At 42.0% G+C, this 21,183-nt stretch carries 20 protein-coding genes; 7 read left to right on the top strand and 13 right to left on the bottom strand.

Going from position 1 to position 21,183, the window contains the following annotated elements:
* Nucleotides 1-863 (bottom strand): lysophospholipid acyltransferase family protein (locus tag VIN08_RS07620; RefSeq protein WP_331962638.1); only part of this gene is annotated, 863 nt, incomplete at its 3' end.
* A 97-nt stretch (nt 864-960) separates the two neighbouring features.
* Here VIN08_RS07620 and VIN08_RS07615 point away from each other — a divergent pair.
* Nucleotides 961-1,770, top strand: a complete 810-nt coding sequence (locus VIN08_RS07615) for an SDR family oxidoreductase (RefSeq protein ID WP_331962635.1) — start codon at nt 961-963, stop codon at nt 1,768-1,770.
* Between the two features lie 6 nt (nt 1,771-1,776).
* Here the strand turns inward: VIN08_RS07615 and VIN08_RS07610 are convergent, their stop codons facing one another.
* Nucleotides 1,777-3,687 carry a DUF3857 domain-containing transglutaminase family protein gene (locus VIN08_RS07610; RefSeq protein ID WP_331962632.1) on the bottom strand — a complete coding sequence of 637 codons (1,911 nt, stop codon included), beginning with the start codon at nt 3,685-3,687 and terminating at the stop codon, nt 1,777-1,779.
* A gap of 5 nt (nt 3,688-3,692) precedes the next feature.
* Nucleotides 3,693-5,633, bottom strand: coding sequence for a DUF3857 domain-containing protein (locus tag VIN08_RS07605; RefSeq protein WP_331962629.1), 1,941 nt, complete (start codon nt 5,631-5,633; stop codon nt 3,693-3,695).
* Between the two features lie 94 nt (nt 5,634-5,727).
* Between VIN08_RS07605 and radA the strand changes: the two genes are divergently transcribed.
* Together radA and VIN08_RS07595 are read left to right on the top strand one after the other, a co-directional pair.
* Entirely contained in the window at nt 5,728-7,101 is a 1,374-nt protein-coding gene (gene radA / locus VIN08_RS07600; RefSeq protein WP_331962626.1) for a DNA repair protein RadA, read from the top strand.
* A gap of 99 nt (nt 7,102-7,200) precedes the next feature.
* Nucleotides 7,201-8,034 carry a UbiA family prenyltransferase gene (locus VIN08_RS07595; RefSeq protein ID WP_331962623.1) on the top strand — a complete coding sequence of 278 codons (834 nt, stop codon included), beginning with the start codon at nt 7,201-7,203 and terminating at the stop codon, nt 8,032-8,034.
* A gap of 21 nt (nt 8,035-8,055) precedes the next feature.
* Here the strand turns inward: VIN08_RS07595 and VIN08_RS07590 are convergent, their stop codons facing one another.
* The gene (locus VIN08_RS07590) at nt 8,056-9,075 is read right to left on the bottom strand and encodes a sugar phosphate isomerase/epimerase family protein (protein ID WP_331962620.1); all 1,020 of its coding nucleotides are present in this window, start codon (nt 9,073-9,075) and stop codon (nt 8,056-8,058) included.
* Between the two features lie 95 nt (nt 9,076-9,170).
* Nucleotides 9,171-10,283 (bottom strand): NAD(P)/FAD-dependent oxidoreductase, encoded by a 1,113-nt coding sequence (locus tag VIN08_RS07585; RefSeq protein WP_331962617.1) that lies wholly within the window; start codon nt 10,281-10,283, stop codon nt 9,171-9,173.
* A gap of 135 nt (nt 10,284-10,418) precedes the next feature.
* Here VIN08_RS07585 and VIN08_RS07580 point away from each other — a divergent pair, with 135 nt between their 5' ends.
* Nucleotides 10,419-10,889 carry a hypothetical protein gene (locus tag VIN08_RS07580; RefSeq protein WP_331962614.1) on the top strand — a complete coding sequence of 157 codons (471 nt, stop codon included), beginning with the start codon at nt 10,419-10,421 and terminating at the stop codon, nt 10,887-10,889.
* A 6-nt stretch (nt 10,890-10,895) separates the two neighbouring features.
* On the opposite strand, the gene VIN08_RS07575 is transcribed toward VIN08_RS07580, so the two are convergent.
* Nucleotides 10,896-12,128: an aspartyl protease family protein gene (locus tag VIN08_RS07575; protein WP_331962611.1), complete on the bottom strand. Its 1,233-nt coding sequence runs from the start codon at nt 12,126-12,128 to the stop codon at nt 10,896-10,898.
* A 57-nt stretch (nt 12,129-12,185) separates the two neighbouring features.
* Nucleotides 12,186-12,728: a TIGR00730 family Rossman fold protein gene (locus tag VIN08_RS07570; RefSeq protein WP_331962608.1), complete on the bottom strand. Its 543-nt coding sequence runs from the start codon at nt 12,726-12,728 to the stop codon at nt 12,186-12,188.
* Nucleotides 12,729-13,067: 339 nt separating this feature from the next.
* Between VIN08_RS07570 and VIN08_RS07565 the strand changes: the two genes are divergently transcribed.
* Complete coding sequence (locus VIN08_RS07565; protein WP_331962605.1) at nt 13,068-13,547, top strand: DUF2911 domain-containing protein; 480 nt, start codon at nt 13,068-13,070, stop codon at nt 13,545-13,547.
* A 12-nt stretch (nt 13,548-13,559) separates the two neighbouring features.
* On the opposite strand, the gene VIN08_RS07560 is transcribed toward VIN08_RS07565, so the two are convergent.
* Both VIN08_RS07560 and VIN08_RS07555 read right to left on the bottom strand, forming a co-directional pair.
* Nucleotides 13,560-13,838 (bottom strand): hypothetical protein, encoded by a 279-nt coding sequence (locus VIN08_RS07560; protein ID WP_331962602.1) that lies wholly within the window; start codon nt 13,836-13,838, stop codon nt 13,560-13,562.
* An 8-nt stretch (nt 13,839-13,846) separates the two neighbouring features.
* Nucleotides 13,847-15,430: a hypothetical protein gene (locus tag VIN08_RS07555; RefSeq protein WP_331962599.1), complete on the bottom strand. Its 1,584-nt coding sequence runs from the start codon at nt 15,428-15,430 to the stop codon at nt 13,847-13,849.
* Between the two features lie 148 nt (nt 15,431-15,578).
* On the opposite strand from VIN08_RS07555, the gene VIN08_RS07550 reads away from it, so the two are divergent.
* The gene (locus VIN08_RS07550) at nt 15,579-16,322 is read left to right on the top strand and encodes a 1-(5-phosphoribosyl)-5-[(5-phosphoribosylamino)methylideneamino] imidazole-4-carboxamide isomerase (RefSeq protein WP_331962596.1); all 744 of its coding nucleotides are present in this window, start codon (nt 15,579-15,581) and stop codon (nt 16,320-16,322) included.
* A gap of 69 nt (nt 16,323-16,391) precedes the next feature.
* The gene (locus VIN08_RS07545) at nt 16,392-17,561 is read left to right on the top strand and encodes an AIR synthase related protein (RefSeq protein WP_331962593.1); all 1,170 of its coding nucleotides are present in this window, start codon (nt 16,392-16,394) and stop codon (nt 17,559-17,561) included.
* A 34-nt stretch (nt 17,562-17,595) separates the two neighbouring features.
* Here VIN08_RS07545 and rpiB read toward each other — a convergent pair whose 3' ends face one another.
* The 4 genes from rpiB to VIN08_RS07525 form a co-directional block, all read right to left on the bottom strand.
* Nucleotides 17,596-18,027 carry a ribose 5-phosphate isomerase B gene (gene rpiB, locus VIN08_RS07540; RefSeq protein WP_331962590.1) on the bottom strand — a complete coding sequence of 144 codons (432 nt, stop codon included), beginning with the start codon at nt 18,025-18,027 and terminating at the stop codon, nt 17,596-17,598.
* Nucleotides 18,024-18,896 (bottom strand): twin-arginine translocase subunit TatC, encoded by an 873-nt coding sequence (gene tatC / locus VIN08_RS07535; protein ID WP_331962587.1) that lies wholly within the window; start codon nt 18,894-18,896, stop codon nt 18,024-18,026. The genes rpiB and tatC overlap by 4 nt, the downstream gene beginning before the upstream one ends.
* Nucleotides 18,897-18,965: 69 nt before the next feature.
* Nucleotides 18,966-20,234, bottom strand: coding sequence for a serine hydroxymethyltransferase (gene glyA, locus VIN08_RS07530; RefSeq protein ID WP_331962584.1), 1,269 nt, complete (start codon nt 20,232-20,234; stop codon nt 18,966-18,968).
* 199 nt (nt 20,235-20,433) lie between these two features.
* The coding region (locus tag VIN08_RS07525; RefSeq protein ID WP_331962581.1) for a TPM domain-containing protein at nt 20,434-21,183 on the bottom strand (750 nt) is incomplete at its 5' end.

Genomic DNA, 21,183 nt, shown 5'->3' with positions numbered 1-21,183 from the left:
GATTCTGTTTTTTGTTCTTCAAGATGCCTGGTCTTCCAGCGGTTATGCGACCAAAGCCAACCACTGGGATTTTCGCGAATAATTCGCTCCACGGCTTTAATATAGTTTTCAATTAACGTGAAGTCGTCCTTTGTGTAGGGAGGCTCCGCTATATCCACAAAAGAAGCTTCATAGTATCCACGCTTTATCTTCTTCACCTGTGCATATACTACCGGGTATTGTGTAAGCACAGCAATCTGGTGGGCACCCAAAAAGAAAACTGTATCCTGATGTAAAAAACGGGTTTGATATTTTTTGTCTTTTCTAAGACCCGGGTACTGATCGCTTACGATGGCGATACCGCGAAGTATATTTTTTCTTTTTATCAACTCGCGTGCTACATCATAGCGGCTTATACCATAAGCTCCGAAACGTCCGCGACAAAGAAGGGAGAACCTGTTAAAGAAAGCACTGCTTTGCGGCTGGTATACAAAATCTACCGGTACGGGCAAATTGAAATTCCCGGAAGACAGAAGCCACTCCCAATTAAACTGGTGTGAGGCAAGTATAATTACGGATTGCTTTTGCTGCTTATACCTTTCAATAGCCTCCACATCTTTAAAGCGCATGCGCCTGGCAATTTCTTCCTTGGGGATGGAAAATAACTTGAGCAACTCCACGCCATAATCGCAGAGGTTTTTATAAAAGTCGCGCTCAATGGTTCGAAGCTCTTCATCTGTTTTTTCCGGAAAAGAATTTCGAAGATTCTTCCGTACCATTTTCTTCCGATAGCCCACTACGTGATAGCTAATGAAGAAAAGAAAATCAGAAATCCCGTACAGAATCCAGAATGGCAGCCTCGATACTAAACCTATAAAAAACATCAGAACAATTTTCTTTACGGAGCAAGTTAACAAGTATTGGTATTATTGAGATATTCGTGCCCGAAGCATTCGTCAAAACAAGTCAGACAGTATATCTATGAAAGATAAAGTTGTGATTATTACCGGAGGTTCTTCCGGCATCGGAAAAGCTATGGCAGAACGTTTTGGCAGTGCAGGCTCCAAACTTCTTATCACCGGCCGAAACAAAACCGAGCTTGATAATGCTGTTGCCGAACTTAAAGGTAAAGGGATTACAGTGGTGGGATTTCAGGCCGATGTAAGTATAGAAGACGATAACAAACGAATGGCCGAAGAAGCTATACGTACTTATAACAGGATTGATATACTTATCAACAATGCCGGTATTTCCATGCGAGCACTTTTTTCGGAGGTTGATCTGGATGTTGTAAAGAAAGTGATGGATATAAACTTCTATGGTGTACTGTATGCTACCAAGTACTGCCTTCCCGAGATTACTAAAAATAAAGGTTCTGTTATAGGCATCTCATCTATAGCAGGCTATCGCGGTTTGCCTGGTCGCACGGGGTATTCAGCTTCTAAATTTGCATTGAACGGTTTTCTGGAGGTGTTGCGCACCGAGTTGTTAAAAACAGGAGTGCATGTACTAACGGCTTGCCCGGGATTTACAGCATCTAATATCCGGAAGCGTTCGCTCACAAAAGATGGAAGTCAACAAGGCGAATCGCCACGACAGGAAGAGAAAATGATGACGGCCGAAGAGTGCGCAGAACATATTTATAATGCTACGATTAAACGCAAACGCACATTGATTTTAACTACACAAGGCAAGCTCGCTGTTTTCCTCAACAAGTGGTTGCCAAGCCTTGCCGATAAAATGGTATATAATGTAATGGCGAAGGAGGCTAATGCCCCCATCACCAAATAGTCATTTTTAGGTTTTACTCATAAACACCATCTTGGCATTATCGGCCTTACTGATATTCCGGTAAAAATCTGTCAGTTCTTTATACGAGTCTGCCGGATATTCGCCTTTATTCATGCGCAGCCTGCGCACATATAGAAGGTTGCCCTGGTCTATTTTATAAGAAGCCTCATACTCACCGAACCTGGACTTTATAACAGCAGGCTCTGGTAAAAACTCCGGATATATACCTTCCGGTAAATGATAGCGAATGGTGTCGAGATCGGTATACGCAGTTCGTAATACAACATTGGTTTTACGCGCATCGAGTTTCTCCGGTATATAAGATGAACGATTCATCAGGTTAGGCACCAAAAAAATTCGTTTACCACTTACTGTTGCAAACCGCTTGAGGTCAAGTTCGGTGTTAACCACGGCTGAAGGTATCTTGCTCTTCTTGTTAGTCATGTTAAAGTTGATGATATCGAAAGCGGGTATACCGGTATTTTCCTGCACCCATTTTTTCTGATCATCGTACTGTTGATTCAACACAAACTGAAGGTTATCATTTTCATATTGGAGACCACTAAAGGTTGTTTTTACTTTTGCTTTCGCATCACCTGTTTGTTCTACAAATACATCGGCTGTGCGTGATTGTATATTTACATCGGCCGGATAACGTGGCGTCTTTACAACTTTACCTCCATTCTCAGTGATCATCAAAGCATAGCGATCACCCGTAAAGCTTCCCATATACCCAAACGGATTTGTCTGGCTGGTACATTCAAGCCATAGCGTATCCGTTGCGCTGGGCACTGCCACCACTGCATGATTGAACTGTGAGCTTGGAAAGGCTATATCCATAGCAGGTTGGTTACGACCGGCACGAATAAGAATATAGTTTGCTTTAATGCCAATCTCCTTTAGCATAGCCACCATATAGTTGGAGAGCGCCTTACAATCGCCATACCCGGTTTGGTCCACCACCGATGCTTCAAAAGGCTGGTATCCGCCTATACCCAATTGTATACCTACATAACGTGTTTTACTCTGCAGGTATTCATATACTATACGGACCTTTTCTTCCGTGGTCTTTGCATTTTTTGTGATCTCCTGTAGTCGCCTTTTTGTTTGCTCCGGAAGTATATCCCGATCCTTATTGAGATCTACAATCCACTTTCCAAAATTCTCCCACGAGTCCATCTTGCCGGCATAATTATCAAACTCAAATGCCGTTGGTGCTACTGCGATGTTTGGAACAACGCGGGCGAGATCCGGACCTGTCTTTTCAAATTTTTCCGGCTTGATATTTTCGAATGTCCATTCAAGCACATCTTTACTATCAACAGCAAAAGTCTTTGGCTCTTGTATCTTGAATAATTTATACCGCGGTTTCAAGGGAGCTGGATATATAATAGTGAAAACAGATTTCTGTATGGAGATTTCATCGTCCTCGTATAAATCAAAATCCGGAACAAAGAACAAGGTTTTGTGTTCGATCTCGTACTCAAACTCCACTGTGTATGGATATATACCTTGCGACAGATCTGCTTTCTTCAATCGGTCGTCACTAAAAAGCGAAGAGCCATCAAAAGCACTCTGATCATATATTTCACTTTGCTTCAGTTTTCGGATCACGTTACCAAAAGCATCGTACGCTGTTCCTTTGAAAGATTTTGCCACATTGAATTTGTCGTACCAGATTACTTTGCTGGCGTAGCTCTTGGCGTTTGCATTCAAAATGGTGATCGCTACATGAAAATGTGTGCTCGCATTGCTAACCGAGTTTATCTCAAATCGTAACTCCTGCTCGCGGATAACAGCATACATTCCGGTTTTCATATCCTCCGGTATAGCGCTTACCGGATACTTAGGACTGTCTTTAGCAGCAGCAGTCATATATAGTAACATGCCTGCCAGCACCAACGATATTTTTTTCATACCAACTATTTTTTCTTCAATACAATTTGTTCTGCCTGCTTGGCTACAATCATGTTATAGAACTCACGCAGGTGCGGATACTCATCCTGCAAAAATAAACTCTTATTTATTTGTACCATGCTGATAATGTTTACCACATTACCGGTTTGTGTTACATTATAGCTAAACTTTGCCGCGCTTCCCGGAAGCACAAATACTTTTGGTTTAGGAAGTTCATCTACTATATAGCCATCGGGTATCACAATCTTCGACATATAGGTTTGTTCTTCAGGGCTTCCAAAATCTACCGGGTATTGACGCTTTTCCTGCTTGAATGGATTTTCCTTCAGCTGCGATGTTACATATGGATTAAGGTAAATAGCATTTCCTGTAAGTATGCAATGCTCATTGATAACAAGGTCGTGAAGTTGTTTTGCATTTTTCTCAACTTCTTTCAGATTCTGAAATTCACTTTTCTGAATCTCCCAATTCTTGTCCGCTAAAAACTTCTTCAGGTAATCTTCTTCACCTTTTGCAAAGTAATCTCTGCGCACATTGTGTGCATCGTAACCATCAAATGTATAGTTGATTTTGCCTGCAAGTTCCCCTGTTTCTTTTAGCGTAAAGTCGGTAGTAACTATGGTCTTAGATTTTACTTTTGTTTCAAGACTAAGCCATCCGTGATTTGTTTTAGAAATAACAAGTCCGTGGCCATTGAGGCAACGCTCCGGCAAAACTCCCATAGGAAGGTACTTATCCGTAGCATCGAGTAAAATTCGTTTATCACCTATTTTTACAGATGCCACTACATAATTAAACTGATCTTCCATCGGATATTGCTCTCGAACAAAACCATGATCGCGGGTACTTAACAAAACCATATCTACCGGTATATCTATTTTTTCCAGCATAGATGCCAGCAGTATATTTATATCTCCTGCCGTACCTTTCTTCTTTTCCATTATATCTTTCAGATCATCAGCATAAAAATCCTTGTTGCCATTCCACTCGATATTCTGGCGCACATAATTAAATATAGCTTCTACCTTTTGCTGTGTATCGGTTAATCCTGCAGTAAGTTCCTCTGATTTTTTCCTCAAAGAACCATAGCCAGAGATTGCCCTTCCAAAAGCTTCGCTTTCCTGTAAGTTCGCATTCAGTTTTACCCAGGTCCCCATAATTTCTGTTGTCGGTTCACCCGGAATGGTAATGTGCGATAGCGCTATATTCATTTTTGCTACATAGTCGTCTTCGCACGTCATAAATGGCTCTTCTTTAAATGCCGGAGAATCCTTCATAATCCAGTGGTGAGCCATAACCTGAAAATTCGCTTCGGCTTTATTTTTTACTTCATAAGAGGTAAGGGTGAGATAGCCCTGCATATATTTTTCAAAACTGAAAAACTCAGGGAACATTGCCCAGTATTCACTCCAGCGAACAGGTATATCGTATTGAAATTGCCAGTTGGGAAAATTGGAAAGGAACTCCGAAGAAATAGTATAGGAATACTCCAATACGGATCCCTCTTTTACATTGGGAAAAGTAAATTTCAGAAAATTCACATTTCGGTTAAATTTCTCTTTGAGCATCCCATCCTTTGAAAGATTGGTTTCTACAATTTTTCCATTCTCCAGGTTGTACGTCGTTGCTTTTATCTTGGTGACACGCTCTTCCTTTGAACCACTGTGGTATACAGGTATAGCAACATCTCCCCACTCCATTCCATCTTTACTTAGGATTTTAATGCGGACGTGTCTTTCAAACATTAGCGAGGCATTGATAGAAGTAAGGCTTACGTAAGCTTCACCATAATCGGAAAGAATTACCGCGGAAGCAGATGAGTCTTTATCATAGATTTTCATCTTTAAATCTTCCAGGGGGATGTCACCGAATTTAACAGGAGATTTTTGTGCATATACTGATTGCACAACAAGAGCCACCAAGGCCCATAAGGTAAATAACCTCATAACGCAGGTAAGTTAGATTAGATTAGTGTCTGAAAAGTATAAAAAAATCGTGCATTTTTATCATTTATTTAAGGAGCATTTAACTTATTTAACATTGGCTAAATCCAAAACTGTTTATTACTGTCAGAGCTGTGGATATGAATCGGCTAAGTGGCTTGGCAAATGTCCTTCGTGCAGTGCCTGGAATACCTTTGCTGAGGAGATTGTAACCAAGGAAGACACCACGAAGAATGAGTGGCGACAAGAATCTTCACGCACAAAATCTATAAAAGCAAAAGCTTTATCTGAAATAGAGGCTTCACCGGAAATACGGATACAAGCTATAGATGATGAATTGAATCGAGTATTGGGAGGAGGGATTGTCCCCGGATCGCTTACGTTAATTGGAGGGGAACCCGGTATAGGAAAATCAACCTTGATGTTGCAAGCGGGTTTGCAACTCAAGTCACTTCGGGTGCTATATGTTTCAGGCGAAGAGAGCGAGCAGCAGATAAAAATGCGCGCAGATCGCTTGGGAAATTCTTCCAGCAATTTCTATATACTCACAGAGACCAACACCAAAAATATTTTTTTGTCGATTGAAGCGCTGCAACCACAAGTGGTTATCATCGATTCAATTCAAACACTTTACTCTCCGATGATGGACTCTGCTGCGGGAAGTATAGGACAAGTGCGACAATCTGCAGGAGAGTTGATGAAGTTTGCCAAAGAAACAGATACTCCTGTTTTTCTTATCGGGCATATAACAAAAGATGGAATGCTTGCCGGACCAAAAGTGCTGGAGCACATGGTTGATACGGTATTACAGTTTGAAGGCGATCGTCACCTGGCGTATCGTATACTGCGCACTACCAAAAATCGTTTCGGCTCCACATCCGAAATAGGTATATATGAAATGTTGGGCAATGGACTACGCGAAGTATCTAATCCATCTGAAATTCTGATTTCACAAAAAGATGGTTACCTCAGTGGTGTAACGATTGGTGCTACCATAGAGGGTAATCGTCCTTTGCTTATAGAGATCCAGTCACTAGTTAGTCCGGCTTCTTATGGAACTCCCCAACGGACACCTACCGGTTTTGATCAAAAGCGACTCAATATGTTACTCGCTGTTTTAGAAAAACGCTGCGGCTTCCGCATGGGTACACAAGATGTATTTCTCAATATGGCTGGCGGCATAAAAGTAGAAGACCCTGCTATAGATCTCGCAATATGTATTTCGATAATCTCTTCAATGGAGGAGATACCCGTTTCAGATAAAATCTGTTTCGCAGCAGAGATTGGGTTAGGAGGAGAGCTTCGGGCTGTGAACCGAATAGAACAGCGCATTTCTGAATCGGAAAAGCTTGGCTTCGAAGAAATATATATCTCCAAGTTCAATCAAAAATCTATAGACCTGAAAAAAACTTCGATCAAGGTAAAATCGTTTGGTAAGTTGACAGAGGTTTTTCAGGAGCTATTCGGATAGTATATTTTCACATATCGCAACCTATAATTTTTTTACTGTATGTTTTCGCGTTCGTCATGGCTTCATTTACGCATTCCTTTTTCCTACTATTTGCTTCCTGTGTTTTTATTCAGCCTGGCAATCTCTCCGAACATCAGTGAAAAGCCTCTGCTCTGGACTTTTCTCATCGTTCATCTTTTTTTATACCCGGCCAGCAATGGCTATAATAGTTACTTTGATAAAGACGAGAAAAGTATAGGAGGACTAAAGAACCCGCCCAAGGTCAAGAAGGGACTATACTATCTTTCGCTGCTCTTTGATGCCATCGCTGTTGTATTGGCAGTCGTAAAGATATCGGTGTTGTTTGCTGTGTTGATTTTCATCTATGGCATGATATCGAAGGCATATAGCCATCCTGCTGTGCGGTTGAAAAAATATCCTGTTGGTGGATGGCTAACAGTAAGTACGTTTCAGGGGTTCTTTACTTTTATTATGTGCTATATCGGTATAAACCGGTTTCCATTGGAGAATGTACTGAAACCTTCCGTGTTAATTCCGGCTATGCTAAGCAGTGCGCTGCTACTGGGCACTTACCCGATGACGCAGATTTACCAGCACGAGGAAGACCGTAAACGAGGAGATAAAACATTTAGTTTGCTGTTAGGCATTCGCGGCACGTTTCTTTTTGTGGGAGCTTTATTTGGCGTGGTGTCTGTAGGATATATACTATACTTCAATGCGTTCTTTGAAAAGGATTACATAACACCTTTTGTGATCGCCCTCGCTCCGGTAGTGATATTTTTTTTGTATTGGTTTATCCGCGTTTTAAGAGATGAATCCAGGGCGGATCACAAACATACCATGTGGCTGAATTTTATTTCAGCCACATGTTTAAATGTTTTCTTTATCTATCTGTTTCTCGATTCAACACAACTTTTGCAAATGTTCTCATAACAACGCTTTCATCAGAATATTTTATACCGCCAAGCCTGCTTTTTCAAGCAACGCTTTTGTAGCGCGTATACCTTCTTCTTCACTTAATCCTTGTCCTTCGTATTCTATTCCAATGTGGCCGGTATAGCCCGCCGCTTTTACTATCGATAACATCTTTACATAGTCTGTCTCAACACAGTTGCCTTGTGCATCAAACTCGTGTGTTTTAGCGCTTACACCTTTTGCATACGTCATCAGCTCTTGTGTTCCTTTATAGCGATCGTATTCCTCAATACATTTTGTTTTAGCCCACGCTTCCGCAGTGTTTGCCTCAGGCTTGGTGCGATTGATGCAGAAGTTGCCGAAGTCAGGCAATGTACCGCAGTTGTCCATTTGTGTGCCGGCTATAACTCCACTCAGCCATTGTCCGTCAGAAGAAAATCCTCCGTGATTTTCAACGATAACATTTATACCAACACCTTTTGCAAATTCTGAAAGCTGACGCAAGCCATCGGTTGCAGCTTTCGCCACATCTTCACGTTTACCTTCACCAGCCGCATTTACCCGAATAGAATGACATCCTAAAAATTTAGCGGCCTCTACCCATTTATAGTGGTTCTCAACCGCCTGCTTGCGTTGCTTGGCATCTGCATGGCCGAGCTCTCCTTCTCCATCGCACATGATCAATACACTGGTTACGCCCAGATCATCGCAGCGTTTTTTCAGGTCAGCCAGATAGGCCTGGTCTTTCGCTTTGTCTTTGAAAAATTGATTAACATATTCTACTGCTGATATTCCAAAATCATTTTTAGCCTTGGCCGGAAAATCGAGGTTCGTAAATTTTCCTTCGAAGAGTGATTTGTGAAGTGACCATTCTGCCAACGAAATTTTAAAGAACAACTCTTTCGCTGCTGGTTGTGCAGCGACAGAATCTGTAGCGGCCTGCTGATTTTCCGAAGGCTTGCTGCCACATGCTGATAAGATTGAAGCTCCTGCCGTGGCGCCAACAGTGATGAGTCCGAGTGAGCGCAAAAACGATCTGCGATTAGTTTCCTGATTCATGGTTGTATGATGGTTTTGATGATGATGGAAGATAAAGAATTGATGCGAGAAAAGTCGATCATCATCAATCAACGGCAATTTTACGATGTGAAGCGCTAGAAGCCGTCTCCGTGTGTGTTTCTCATGATCGTGTTGGCGATCGGCCGCACGTGTATGGCGAGGTTAACAGCCACATTGGAAGCCCACGCGTTTCCAAATAATTTTTGAATCTGACGGCCGGCCCAAAGTCGCTGAGAAAATATTCGGTTCCACTGTTGAGTATATATAGCTTCCAACTGCTGTCGTGAAAAATGTTTATCCTCACAAAAACGGATTACGAGTTCACTAACAATTTTTGCTGCGTGCATAGCCATTGCCATACCATTGCCACATAACGGAGTTATCATTCCAGCTGCATCACCTGCCATAAGAATATGGTCCGTCACGGCAGATTTTGTTTCGAAAGAAATCTCGTTAATCACTTCAGGTTTTTCAAAAAGAAAATCCGCATTGCGAAAAATGTTTTTTAAGAGAGGATTACAATGAAGAACCGCTTCTTCCATTTCGCGAATGCTTTTATACTTCTTTATATTATCACGATGCGTGAGATAGCAGATATTTGTTTTACCATCTTCAATGTTGCTTATACCACAATATCCTCCAGAGAAATTATGGAGTGCTATCAGGTCTGCCGGATGTTCTGCTCGCACATGATACTTTACGCCAACGTACGGAGATCTCTTTCTAATAAAACTTCTCTCAAGGACAACATCCATGCGCGAACGTTTACCAAACGCACCGATTACAATATCGGCGTGCAGAGATTGCGTAGCAGTTTTGACTAAAAATTCTTCACCGTGATAAACTACTTGCTCTGCTTCCGCATTCAGTAAAAAGTTAACACCGGCATCTTTCGCGTGTTTATATAAAAAATTATCAAGAGTATACCGACTTATACCGAAGCCTCCGAGGTCGAGAGGCATCACAACATTTTTACCACTAACGGCAGAAAGCTGAAAACGATCAATAGTTGCAGGATTGTGTTGTCCAGGGAAAAGATTGTGTTGCTGCAGAAAGGCGATCGTTTCGTTGGAAATATACTCTCCGCACACACGATGAAACGGATACGACTTTTTTTCTATAATCAATACCTGTATTCCCTTTCGCGCAAGCAAAATGGAAGAGATCAACCCTGCAATACCCCCACCGATGATTACAACCTTTTTCAATCCTGAATTTTTTTCTTTAATCGGGAAACTCAACTTGAAAATTACTTCCTAAAAACGAAAAAACAGCAAATGAATAAATCTTGTTGGGTAACCTTTTACGTTTATATACTGTTCTTATTCATAACAAGTTAGCGTATGCAGAATTCCACCAAAAATCCTTTATCAGGAACGTTGAATGTATTGCTTGTTGGGAATAACCCGATCGAGTTGAGCTCTGTGCTCAAAAAAGTGCAACAAGTACATGGGGCAAAGATTGTAACGGAAATAGCGTTCGATCTGAAGAGCGTGCTCGAACGCCTGATGCGATTCAATCCGAATTTTATTTTTATTGATGATAATCTCGGCCGCAGTGAGCTGAAAGAAACAATTCATTCATTGTCGAGCAATAAAAAAACAAAAGATATACCGATTACGGTTTTGAAGAACTCTAATTATCAGGAGGCTTTAGGAACATCTTCCATTCTCGATTATCTGTTGAAGCAAAACCTATCGCCTGAGGCGATTTATAACACTTTAAAAAATTCTATTAAGATCCGCAGAACGCAGCTATATCTATACCAGGTCTATCAAAAGAGAAAAGACATGCTGCTTGCGCTAACGCGATAGGGAAGTTTATATCTGATCTTCGAGATTAAATTCTTTACGCATGTGTAATCCCTTACGATTGATTTCCAGTCGTATTTTCTTTTTGGGTTTGCTGTTAAAAAATGCATTCACATGATTCAGCGTAAGCATTTGCGCCGCAATACCATTTATACTTAGAATAATATCACCAGCCATAATACCCGCTTTGTCGGCCGATGATTGCTGGCGCACTTCTGTTATTTCAAACACATTTAGCTGAGAACCTTTGGCCTTCACTATCAATCCACTCAGGTTATAGTGAAAGCCTTTTTTGAAGGAAGCATTCTTCTTGATATATATTTCTTCCTGCGGAAAATTGAAGATGATGGTAAAGCGGCTCATAATCTCTCCACCCACAGCACCGTTCCGAAAGACATTACCAATCTTTATACTATCGGAGTAACTATTAGGATCAGGAAAATTAGCTACCACCTGGTTCAATTTATAGGTGCCAAATTCAATGGATTTTATTCGCCCAACTTTTCCAACAATTTCTCCTCCCAGACCACGACCAATTACACTGCTCACCACATTTTCAGGTACAGTAATTCTGGCATCGGTAGATGGATCGAGCATCAGGCCATGGCTCGCACCGGAGTCCATCAGTAATTTTGCATTTATCGTGGTGCCATCCTGCAACACGACCGGGGCGATAATATAAGGTTTGGTGTCTTCAATCTTCATCGGAAGCGTCTGGTACTTCCGCGACTTGTGAAATTTCTCCGGTGTAGTAAACGTGAGTAGTTTCTTCTCATAGTCGATCTGAACTATAAAACGACTGAACAATTCATATCCTAAAATTCCGTGTACATCAGTGCCCAGATAATTTCTCAATTCCAGGTAATCTTCTTCCAATACCAGCATAGCATGACCACGTCCTTGAATGCCGGGTAGGGCAAGCGTTACGTTGTTGGTAACATAAGCATCCACGAGCTTTTCTCCTCCCGGACCAGAGATTGTATACTTACGCGAATAAGGAAGATTTAAAATATCGGTAAATGTTTTTTGAGTAAGTATAGCGGTTCGCACACCGGTGTCGAGAATAAATTTGAGCGGCAGCGAATTGTTTAGCACAACCGGTATCACCACGAGGTTATTATATATCTCGATCGGCATCTGCACACGCTTCTGTCCTGGCGGGAGGGTGAAGCCTAGTGTTTGGGCAGAAAGATTTTGAATACAGACAAGGGCAAGTACTAAAACCTGAATTATGCGCACCATACAAACGCGTGAACGTATTTGGGTTATACGTCAAGATAAGTTAAAATGTGCGAATGTTTATTGATTTTCTCTCAGTATAGAAGAGAGAAGTTTTTCAGGAGAGCTTTCAACTCTTAGAAAGTTAAGATTGGCTGACTGGAGAAATCCGGCCTCTACCATCTTATGCATTTGGTCTAACAACGAATCGAAGAATGCTGCGGTGTTGAGTAATGCTATTGGTTGAGAAATTATACCTAACTGTTTCCATGTAAGAATCTCGGCAAGTTCATCCAGTGTTCCCCAGCCACCGGGTAGTGCTATAAATGCATCTGCGAGATCGGCCATTCTCTTTTTGCGTTCGTGCATGGAGTTTACCACTTCCAATCGAGTAACACCACGATGACCAACTTCACGCTGCAATAAGAAATCTGGAATAACACCAACAACTTCGCCTCCGTTTTGTAAAACAGTATCGGCAATAACTCCCATGAGGCCGACATTCCCGCCACCATAGATTAAAGCATGACCTTGTGCGGCCATGCGTTCACCAAGTTCTTTTGCAGCAGCTTCATATACAGGCGAGTGCCCAAGCGAAGAGCCGCAGAAAACACAAAGATTCATGAGAGTTTTGTAAAGCCTGATACCCGGCTTTTAGAATTTGTTATCGTGCTTGTTCTTGCTCACCATCTTATTTGGAAAGATCCATGGTGAAACGATGGCAAGGATAAACAATGCGATTACTACATAAAAAGGCCACCAAGATGCTACGTCCATAACTTTATTATTTTAGGCCCGTAAAAATAGGTTCTCCGACACTATTTTGTATCAAGAGATTGAAAAATTGTTTTGAATCGCGATCTTGTTGACGAGGCCATTTAAAAATTTATGAAGCGTTTTTTAATTTTTACAGGAATTGCCATTGTCGTACTCATTCTGCTTGGTCGGATAACGATGTACTACATGAAGAAACAGACCAAGTCATTTAGCCCGGAAGAAGAAATTGTATTTAACGATAATGATCTGACGATTAAGGTTTTCTATAACCGTCCCTATAAAAAAGGGCGCGAGATCTTTGGTAAACTTGTTCCGTTTGGTGTTGTGTGGCGCACCGGTGCCAATGAAGCCACTACTTTTGAAACATCAAAAGATTTGCAGTTTGAAGGTAAGACTCTGAAACAAGGTAAATACTCTTTATGGACTATACCTGGTGAGGAAACCTGGGTATTTATATTTAATTCAGAATTTGGTCAATGGGGAGTTAACTCCAGCGGAGAGGCTAACCGAGATCCTGAAAAAGATGTGTTAAAACTGGAGGTCCATTCTGTTCAGCAAGAAAGAGTATTCGAGCAGTTTACTTTTGCTTTCGAAAAAGTTGGTGAAGATGCCGAGATGGTGCTGATGTGGGACAAGACTTTAGTAGCAGTACCTTTTTCTTACTGATTCATTTTCTTTTTATCGGATCGGCCTGATCAATATCCATAAGATATAAATAGCGAAAGCAATGATCAGCCACAGCACGGTATAGTAGAGCAGGATATATAGTTCCGACCCTCCTCCGTAAGCAATGCCATAGGGAATGAGATGGAAAGAAAAGCAAAACTTGTGAATAAATTCCGACACGGAGCCACCTAAAAGCATACCGTTAAACGAAAGAAATCCGGTTAGTACAAGAAAGAGTGCTGATGCGATAACAGACATCAGCACTCTTTTTATTTTTTGTCGCGAAGCCATCCGTATATTTACTTGGCGCGTGCAACCGCTTTTACAATCAGTTTTTTACTTTCTGGTGTTGTTGCCTGAATAGCATTACCAAAATATTTGAAGTTTTTCGGATCGCAGCCCTGCGCTACAAGATAAGTGATAACAGCTTGTGCTTCGGCTAAAGTTCTGTCGTTGTGAAATGTTCGTTTTACAAATACAGTATCCTTTTTATATCGTTGTCCGAGAGAATCTATATCATCAACTTTCGTATGCAATGAGTCAACCAGTAACTCTGTGAGGTCAGCAGATGATTGAGTTGTGTCCTCTACATAACCGGTTAGTAAAACCTGTATTTCAAACTTTAAAGTAGGATTTGCTTTTGCAACGCGCGCGAGTCTTTTCAACTCCGATTCAGATGCAGCATCAACTACTGATGAAGCCGGCTTGAAAGAAACGTTCAAGGGAATTTCATCGCCTGCCTGAAGTTGCTTGAGTGTGATATTTACTTTCTCTTTCTGAGGAATTTTATCGGAGGTCAGATCAATATTTTTAGAGAAGAATGAGATGTTGCTTTGCTCAGGGTCCACAGAAAATTCATATTTTGTTCCTTCCAATAAGAAAACAGAATAGGCACCGTTAGCTGATGGCCTCCCGCTATAGGCACGCTTGTTTGTACTCAAGTCGGTGATCGAAATATAGGCAGGAATCACTGCGCCTGCCGGATCGGTAACTTTACCTTCAATCATCATTAATCCTCTCGGACGGATTTCAGTTGGTATAAGAAACTCGGTGAGCTCAGAATTTTTTCTTGCTCCTGGCGCTTCCTTTATCAGGTATCTCCCCAAAGCCGCTACCGTTACATATTGATCATCTTGATCAGTGTTTACAAAATCAAGCGGAGTCGGAACTATCCACGTTCCATTTTTCAATTTGGTTATATAGAGGTCCATCCCTCCTTTGTTCCCACTCATTTTATCGGATGAAAAAATCAATGTCTCTCCATCGGCCATAATGCGTGGCGTTTGAGAGTTGCCTGTATTTATAGCTGCCGGTAATTCTACTGGTTCTTCCCACTGGCCGTTGGATTTCTTTTTGGCACTAAAAATCTTGCAGCCTCCGGCTTTACTCTGATCCATCTTGTCGCAGCGCATAAAATAAATAGTATTGCCATCGGCAGAGAAAGAAGGAGATCCATCATTGGCTTTCGAGTTGATGGGCAACATTAAATTTTCCGGCTGACTCCATGAGCTTCCGTTAAATTCAGAAGAGAAAATATCATATCCTCCAATTACAGGACTCTTGGCGCAGGTAAAGTATAATTTCTTTCCATCGGCACTGAGAGAATAACCCTTGAAAAAATTCAGACGCGTGTTTAGATACTTGGGTAATTCAACCGGTTCTTTCCAATCTGATTCGCGCGAAGTATACAAAACCGTAAGAGCACCATCCTGACCATTGTTGGCTACAAAAAGTAAAGCATTGCCATCAAAGCTGATATAGGGCGTTGAAACATCCAGCGATGGGTGGTTAATAATGCTGGGCAGTCTGCGAACTTTAGCCTGACTCCAAACGTGAGTCATTACTCCGGTGACGAGGAGTAGCAATAGGGTGGTTTTTCTCATAGAATAAATCATGTACCCGATAAAATTAGCGAAATCTATGTTGCTGGAAAGCAAATTCGCTGCCGCGAATAATTTTCAGTTTTTTAGCTACCACAAGGGTTTTTCAGCTTTGCATCGTAACTTGGCTCCTCAGAAAATTGAGGTATAAATGATTCAGGTTATTCCATCTATTGCCATCCGCAAAGGAAAGGTTGTAAAGATGCGCAAAGGCGATCCGAGCAGTGAAAAAGCGTATGATGAAAATCCGCTTGATCTGGCAAAGCGTTTTGCTGATCATGGTATTGAAGTGGTTCACCTGGTAGACCTGGATGGTGCCGAGAAGGGCTCGCCTGTTAACTGGGCTGTGCTCGAAACTATATCTGGCTATACCGACCTGAAGATTGATTTTACCGGAGGTATATCTACTGATGGTGACATTAGTAAAGCATACGAATTTGGTGCTGACTATATAACCGCTGCCAGTATTGCTGTTACAAATCCGGAGTTGTTTGCTTCCTGGATCATCTCTTACGGAAGAGAGAAAATGACTTTAGGTGCCGATGTGGTTGATCGTAACACAAAAGAATTACTTTTCAGAGGCTGGCAGAGAAAAACGAACATGAAGCTGTTCGAGCTCCTCGAATATTTTTACTCTCGCGGATTGAAGTATGTAAAGTCTACGGATGTATCGCGCGATGGTGTTTTGGAAGGACCTGCCTTTGATTACTACCAGGATATCATCAACACTTTCCCTGAAATATGTGTGCTTGCCAGCGGAGGCGTGCGCGGTGTAGATGACATTAAACGCTTGAACGACATGGGCGTTTTTGCTGTAATTTTTGGTAAGGCTTATTACGAAGGAATCCTCAATCTGAAAGACCTTGAGCAGTTCCTTGTAAAAAAAGACGCTTAGTATATTTCTATCAATAGGTTTAAGAAACAAGAAGAGAAAATCTTCATTGCTTTATTTCATACTACTACATTGAGTTCCGATCGCTATAATCAACGAGGCGTTTCTGCCTCTAAAGAAGATGTACACCAGGCTATCAGCAAACTGGATAAAGGTCTCTTCCCGAAAGCATTTTGCAAGATCGTTCCGGATTATCTGGGGCACGATGAAAATTATTGTACGGTGATGCATGCTGATGGTGCCGGAACAAAATCATCACTCGCTTATATATATTGGAAAGAAACCGGAGACGCCTCTGTGTGGAAGGGTATAGCACAAGACGCGATCATCATGAATATTGATGACCTGCTATGCGTAGGCGCAACTGAAAATATACTCTTGTCCTCCACCATTGGGCGCAATAAAAATCTTATACCTGGAGATGTAATCGCTGCCATCATTAACGGAACAGAAGAAGTGCTGGAGATGCTGCGCAAGCATGGCCTTCAGATCATCAGCACGGGCGGAGAAACAGCCGACCTGGGCGATCTGGTAAAGACCATTGTTGTTGATAGTACAGTAGTTTGTCGCATGAAGCGCAAAGATGTGATCGACAACAGCAACATTCAGGCAGGAGATGTAATTGTAGGACTGGCTTCTTATGGCCAAACTACTTACGAAGATTCTTACAACGGTGGCATGGGAAGCAACGGATTAACGTCTGCACGTCACGATGTTTTTCATAATGAATACGCTATAAAATATCCGGAGTCTTTTGATGGAAGTATATCTTCCAATCTTGTGTACTCTGGTTCCAGCAAAGTAACCGACAACGTTGAAGGAACTCCTCTCGATGCCGGTAAACTTGTACTGTCTCCTACCAGAACATACGCTCCTGTAATTATTGAAGTGTTGAAAAATCTTCGTCAACAGGTTCATGGTCTGGTGCATTGCAGTGGTGGAGCGCAAACCAAAGTACTACACTTTGTTGACAACGTTCATGTTATAAAAGATAATCTGTTCCCAATTCCTCCTCTTTTCAAGCTCATTCAACAGCAGAGTAAAACAGATTGGAAAGAGATGTATAAAGTATTCAATATGGGCCATCGCATGGAGCTATATCTGAACGAGCGCTATGCCCAACAGGTAATTGACATTGCGAAAAGCTTTAACCTCGAAGCTAAAATAATAGGCCGTGTTGAGTCTTCTGATTCGAAGAGAGTAACCATCAAGAGTAGCGTAGGAGAGTTCAGCTATACATAAGCAGAAAACTCTCCTTTAAAAATTTTCAAATCAATTAGCAGCTGATCTTCGACACGCGATTGGCGTGACGGCCACCTTCAAATTTTTCTGAGAGGAACTTACCGCTGATCTTCCTGGCATCGTCCAGGCTAATGAAGCGAGCCGGTATACATACAATGTTGGCATCGTTATGCTGGCGTGCAAGTCCGGCAAGTTCTTCTGTCCAGCATATAGCCGCACGTATACCTTGATGTTTGTTAGCTGTAATCGCCACACCATTGGCACTGCCGCATACTAATATACCCAGATCAAATTCTTTTTGTTCAACGGCGTTTGCTACAGGGTGAGCAAAGTCCGGGTAATCGGCAGAGGCAGTACTATACGTCCCGAAGTCTTTATAGGTATATCCGTTCTCCTCCAGCCATTGGCGGAGTGCTTCCTTATATTCAAACCCGGCATGGTCGCTGCCTATTGCTATGTTTTTCATGATGCTGAGGATTGTTCTTCGCGCAGGCGTTCTGCTTCTTCTTCTCTCAATCTTTGCTTCTCCACGCGCGCAGATATTAATATACTGATTTCAAAGAGCAAATACAACGGAATGGAGATCAGCGTCTGGCTCAATGGATCCGGAGGTGTAATAATTGCTGCTACAATCAAAATAACAATTACGGAATGTTTTCTATATCGTCTTAAAAAGGCTGGTGTTACCAATCCAACTTTGGACAAGAAAAATATAACTACCGGAAGTTGGAATAATAGACCACTGCCTAATACAAGTGTAAGCACGGTTGTTACATACGAAGTGATATCAAACTCGTTCTTGATCATATCACTGATCTTGTAATTCACCATGATATATACCATCAGCGGAGCAATGATATAGTACCCAAAAGAAATACCTGCCAGGAATAATGAAGACACTGCACCAACAACACCTCTAGAATTTTTACGCTCGCTTATTCTCAACCCTGGTCTGATAAAACGCCATAGCTCCCACACTACATATGGAAACGCAAATACAAGTCCCAATACAAAAGCAGCGATGATCGTGATCGTGAACTGCCCTGTCATGAAGCGACTTTGTAGTACGAGCGGTATATCATCAATACACAAGTCTGGCGCATTAAAGGCATGACCTATCTTGCAGAGCATTCTCCACGTCCAGAAGTCAGCTTTAGCAGGCGCAAGAATTACACTATTGAATACCCACTTTACTTCGATAAATGCAAAAATGGTAAACACCACAATGGCGACCATCGAGCGGATAACATGCCACCGGAGTTCCTCGAGGTGATCGAGAAATGACATTTCCTTTTCTCCACTTTCTTCTTCTATCGTGTCTTGATCTAATGGCATGGTTGTAAGTATTATAAAAAAGACCTTCCTATAGTTCTAAAGGAAGGTCTTAGCGTTTTCTTTTCCAAATTAATACAGAGGAAACTTCTCCATCAAGCGGTTTACTTTTTTCTTCACCGATTTCAGATGTTTTGCATCATCTACCTTTTGCAGCGCTTCATCTATCAACTCAACAACCTTCACCACATCTTTCTCTTTCAGGCCGCGTGTGGTGATGGCTGGTGTACCGATGCGCATGCCCGATGTTATCATTGGTGATTGCGTATCAAAAGGCACCATGTTTTTGTTGATAGTAATATCTGCCTGGATCAGTGATTCTTCAGCTTGTTTACCGGTAAGTTTTTTCGAGCGAAGGTCGATCAGCATTAAATGATTGTCTGTTCCGCCAGAAATGATTTTATAACCTTTATCCAAAAATGCCTGTGACATAGCTTTTGCATTCTTGGCAACCTGCACGATGTATTCCATATACTCATCTGACAATGCTTCCTGGAAAGAAATCGCTTTAGCAGCAATAACATGTTCCAATGGTCCGCCCTGTGTACCAGGGAATACCCCGGAATCAAGCACTGACGACATTTTTCTCAGTTCACCTTTTGGCGTTTTCAATCCGAATGGATTATCGAAATTCTTTCCAACCAAAATCAAACCACCGCGAGGACCGCGCAATGTTTTGTGTGTTGTAGTGGTAACAACATGGCAATACTCCATTGGGTCGTTCAATAACCCGCGAGCGATAAGACCTGCCGGGTGTGAGATATCTGCAAGAAGTATAGCACCAACGCTATCTGCTGCTTCGCGAAGTTTTTTATAATCCCAGTCACGGCTATACGCAGACGCTCCGCAGATGATCATCTTTGGTTTTTCGCGTTTAGCAGTTTCTATTACTTTATCGAAATCAATAACACCAGTTGCTTCTTCTACACCGTAGAACATCGGTTGGTATAATTTACCAGAGAAGTTCACAGGCGATCCATGTGTTAAGTGTCCGCCATGTGAAAGGTCAAAGCCCAGAATTTTATCGCCAGGTTTTAAGCATGCCAGCATCACTGCAGCATTTGCCTGGGCACCCGAGTGAGGTTGTACGTTTGCCCATTCTGCGCCAAACAATTCTTTTGCACGATCAATAGCCAACTGTTCAATCTCATCTACAACCTCGCATCCGCCATAGTAGCGTTTGCCCGGAAGACCTTCAGCATACTTGTTGGTAAGCACCGTGCCCATGGCTTTCATTACTTGCTGAGAAGTAAAGTTCTCGGAAGCAATCAGTTCAATACCATGTTGCTGGCGTTCTTTTTCCTTTTCAATGAGGTCGAAAATAACTTTATCTCTTTTCATCAGTAAGTGGTTTTGTTTTCAGGATTGGGGAGACTTGTTGCCGCTTTTGGCGCTATATACATGACCGTAGTCGGCTTTCATACAGATGGGTTTAAGGAGGCCCAAAAATAGGATTACAACATCTGCGATTGAAGTGATTGCCGTATATTTTTTACATGTTTTAACCTAACGCTGATTCGTGCTTCCGCAGCATTTAACATCACCAGGAGTCGCTGCTTCCTCCACCTCCGAAACTTCCGCCTCCACCTGAAAAATCGCTGCTACTACTGTTACTCGAAGACCAGTCACTGCTGCTACCGCTACTGCCGCTAGACCAGGAACTAATCGTTGACCAATCGGAAGCAGATGACGTACGGGAGGAACGGATGCTATTTCGGCTATTAAATTTCTCTATTTTCTTTTTATACCATCCGGAGCGTGTTAATAAAAGACGGGCGAGTGGAAAGCCTACGAGATATATACCAAGGGCAATCATGCCTCCCACAAATCCTAATACGATCCAGGGAAACACAGCATAGAATATTATCAGAAACGCGTAGATAAACCAGGCTGCCTTATCAGGTATGAATATACCAAGCACGGTAAAGATACCCAGTATACCAAAAATGAAAGAGCCTATTAGTATACGTTCTGTGAGAGACATCTCCGCATCGGAAGCAAGGTCTGTTTTATCAGAAGCTGTATATTCTCCTTTGGTGGCCGCAATTATAGCATCTATAGCGGCTGTTACTCCTTCATCATAGCGCTGCGCTCGAAAGTTGGGTGCGATTTCATTTCTTAGAATGCGTCTTGATACTGCATCGGTCAGTGCTCCTTCTAATCCATAGCCAACCTCAATGCGCATCTTCCGGTCATCTACTGCAATCAATAGAAGTACACCGTTGTCTTTGTCTTTTGTTCCGAGCTTCCACACATCGTGTGCTACACGCAAAGCATATTCTTCCAGAAC

This window comes from Ohtaekwangia sp. (assembly GCF_036568665.1).
In the GTDB taxonomy this organism is placed as follows: Bacteria; Bacteroidota; Bacteroidia; order Cytophagales; family Cyclobacteriaceae; genus Ohtaekwangia.
The sequence above is the reverse complement of the archived record's forward strand: the minus strand, read 5'-3'. Positions and strand labels throughout refer to the sequence as shown.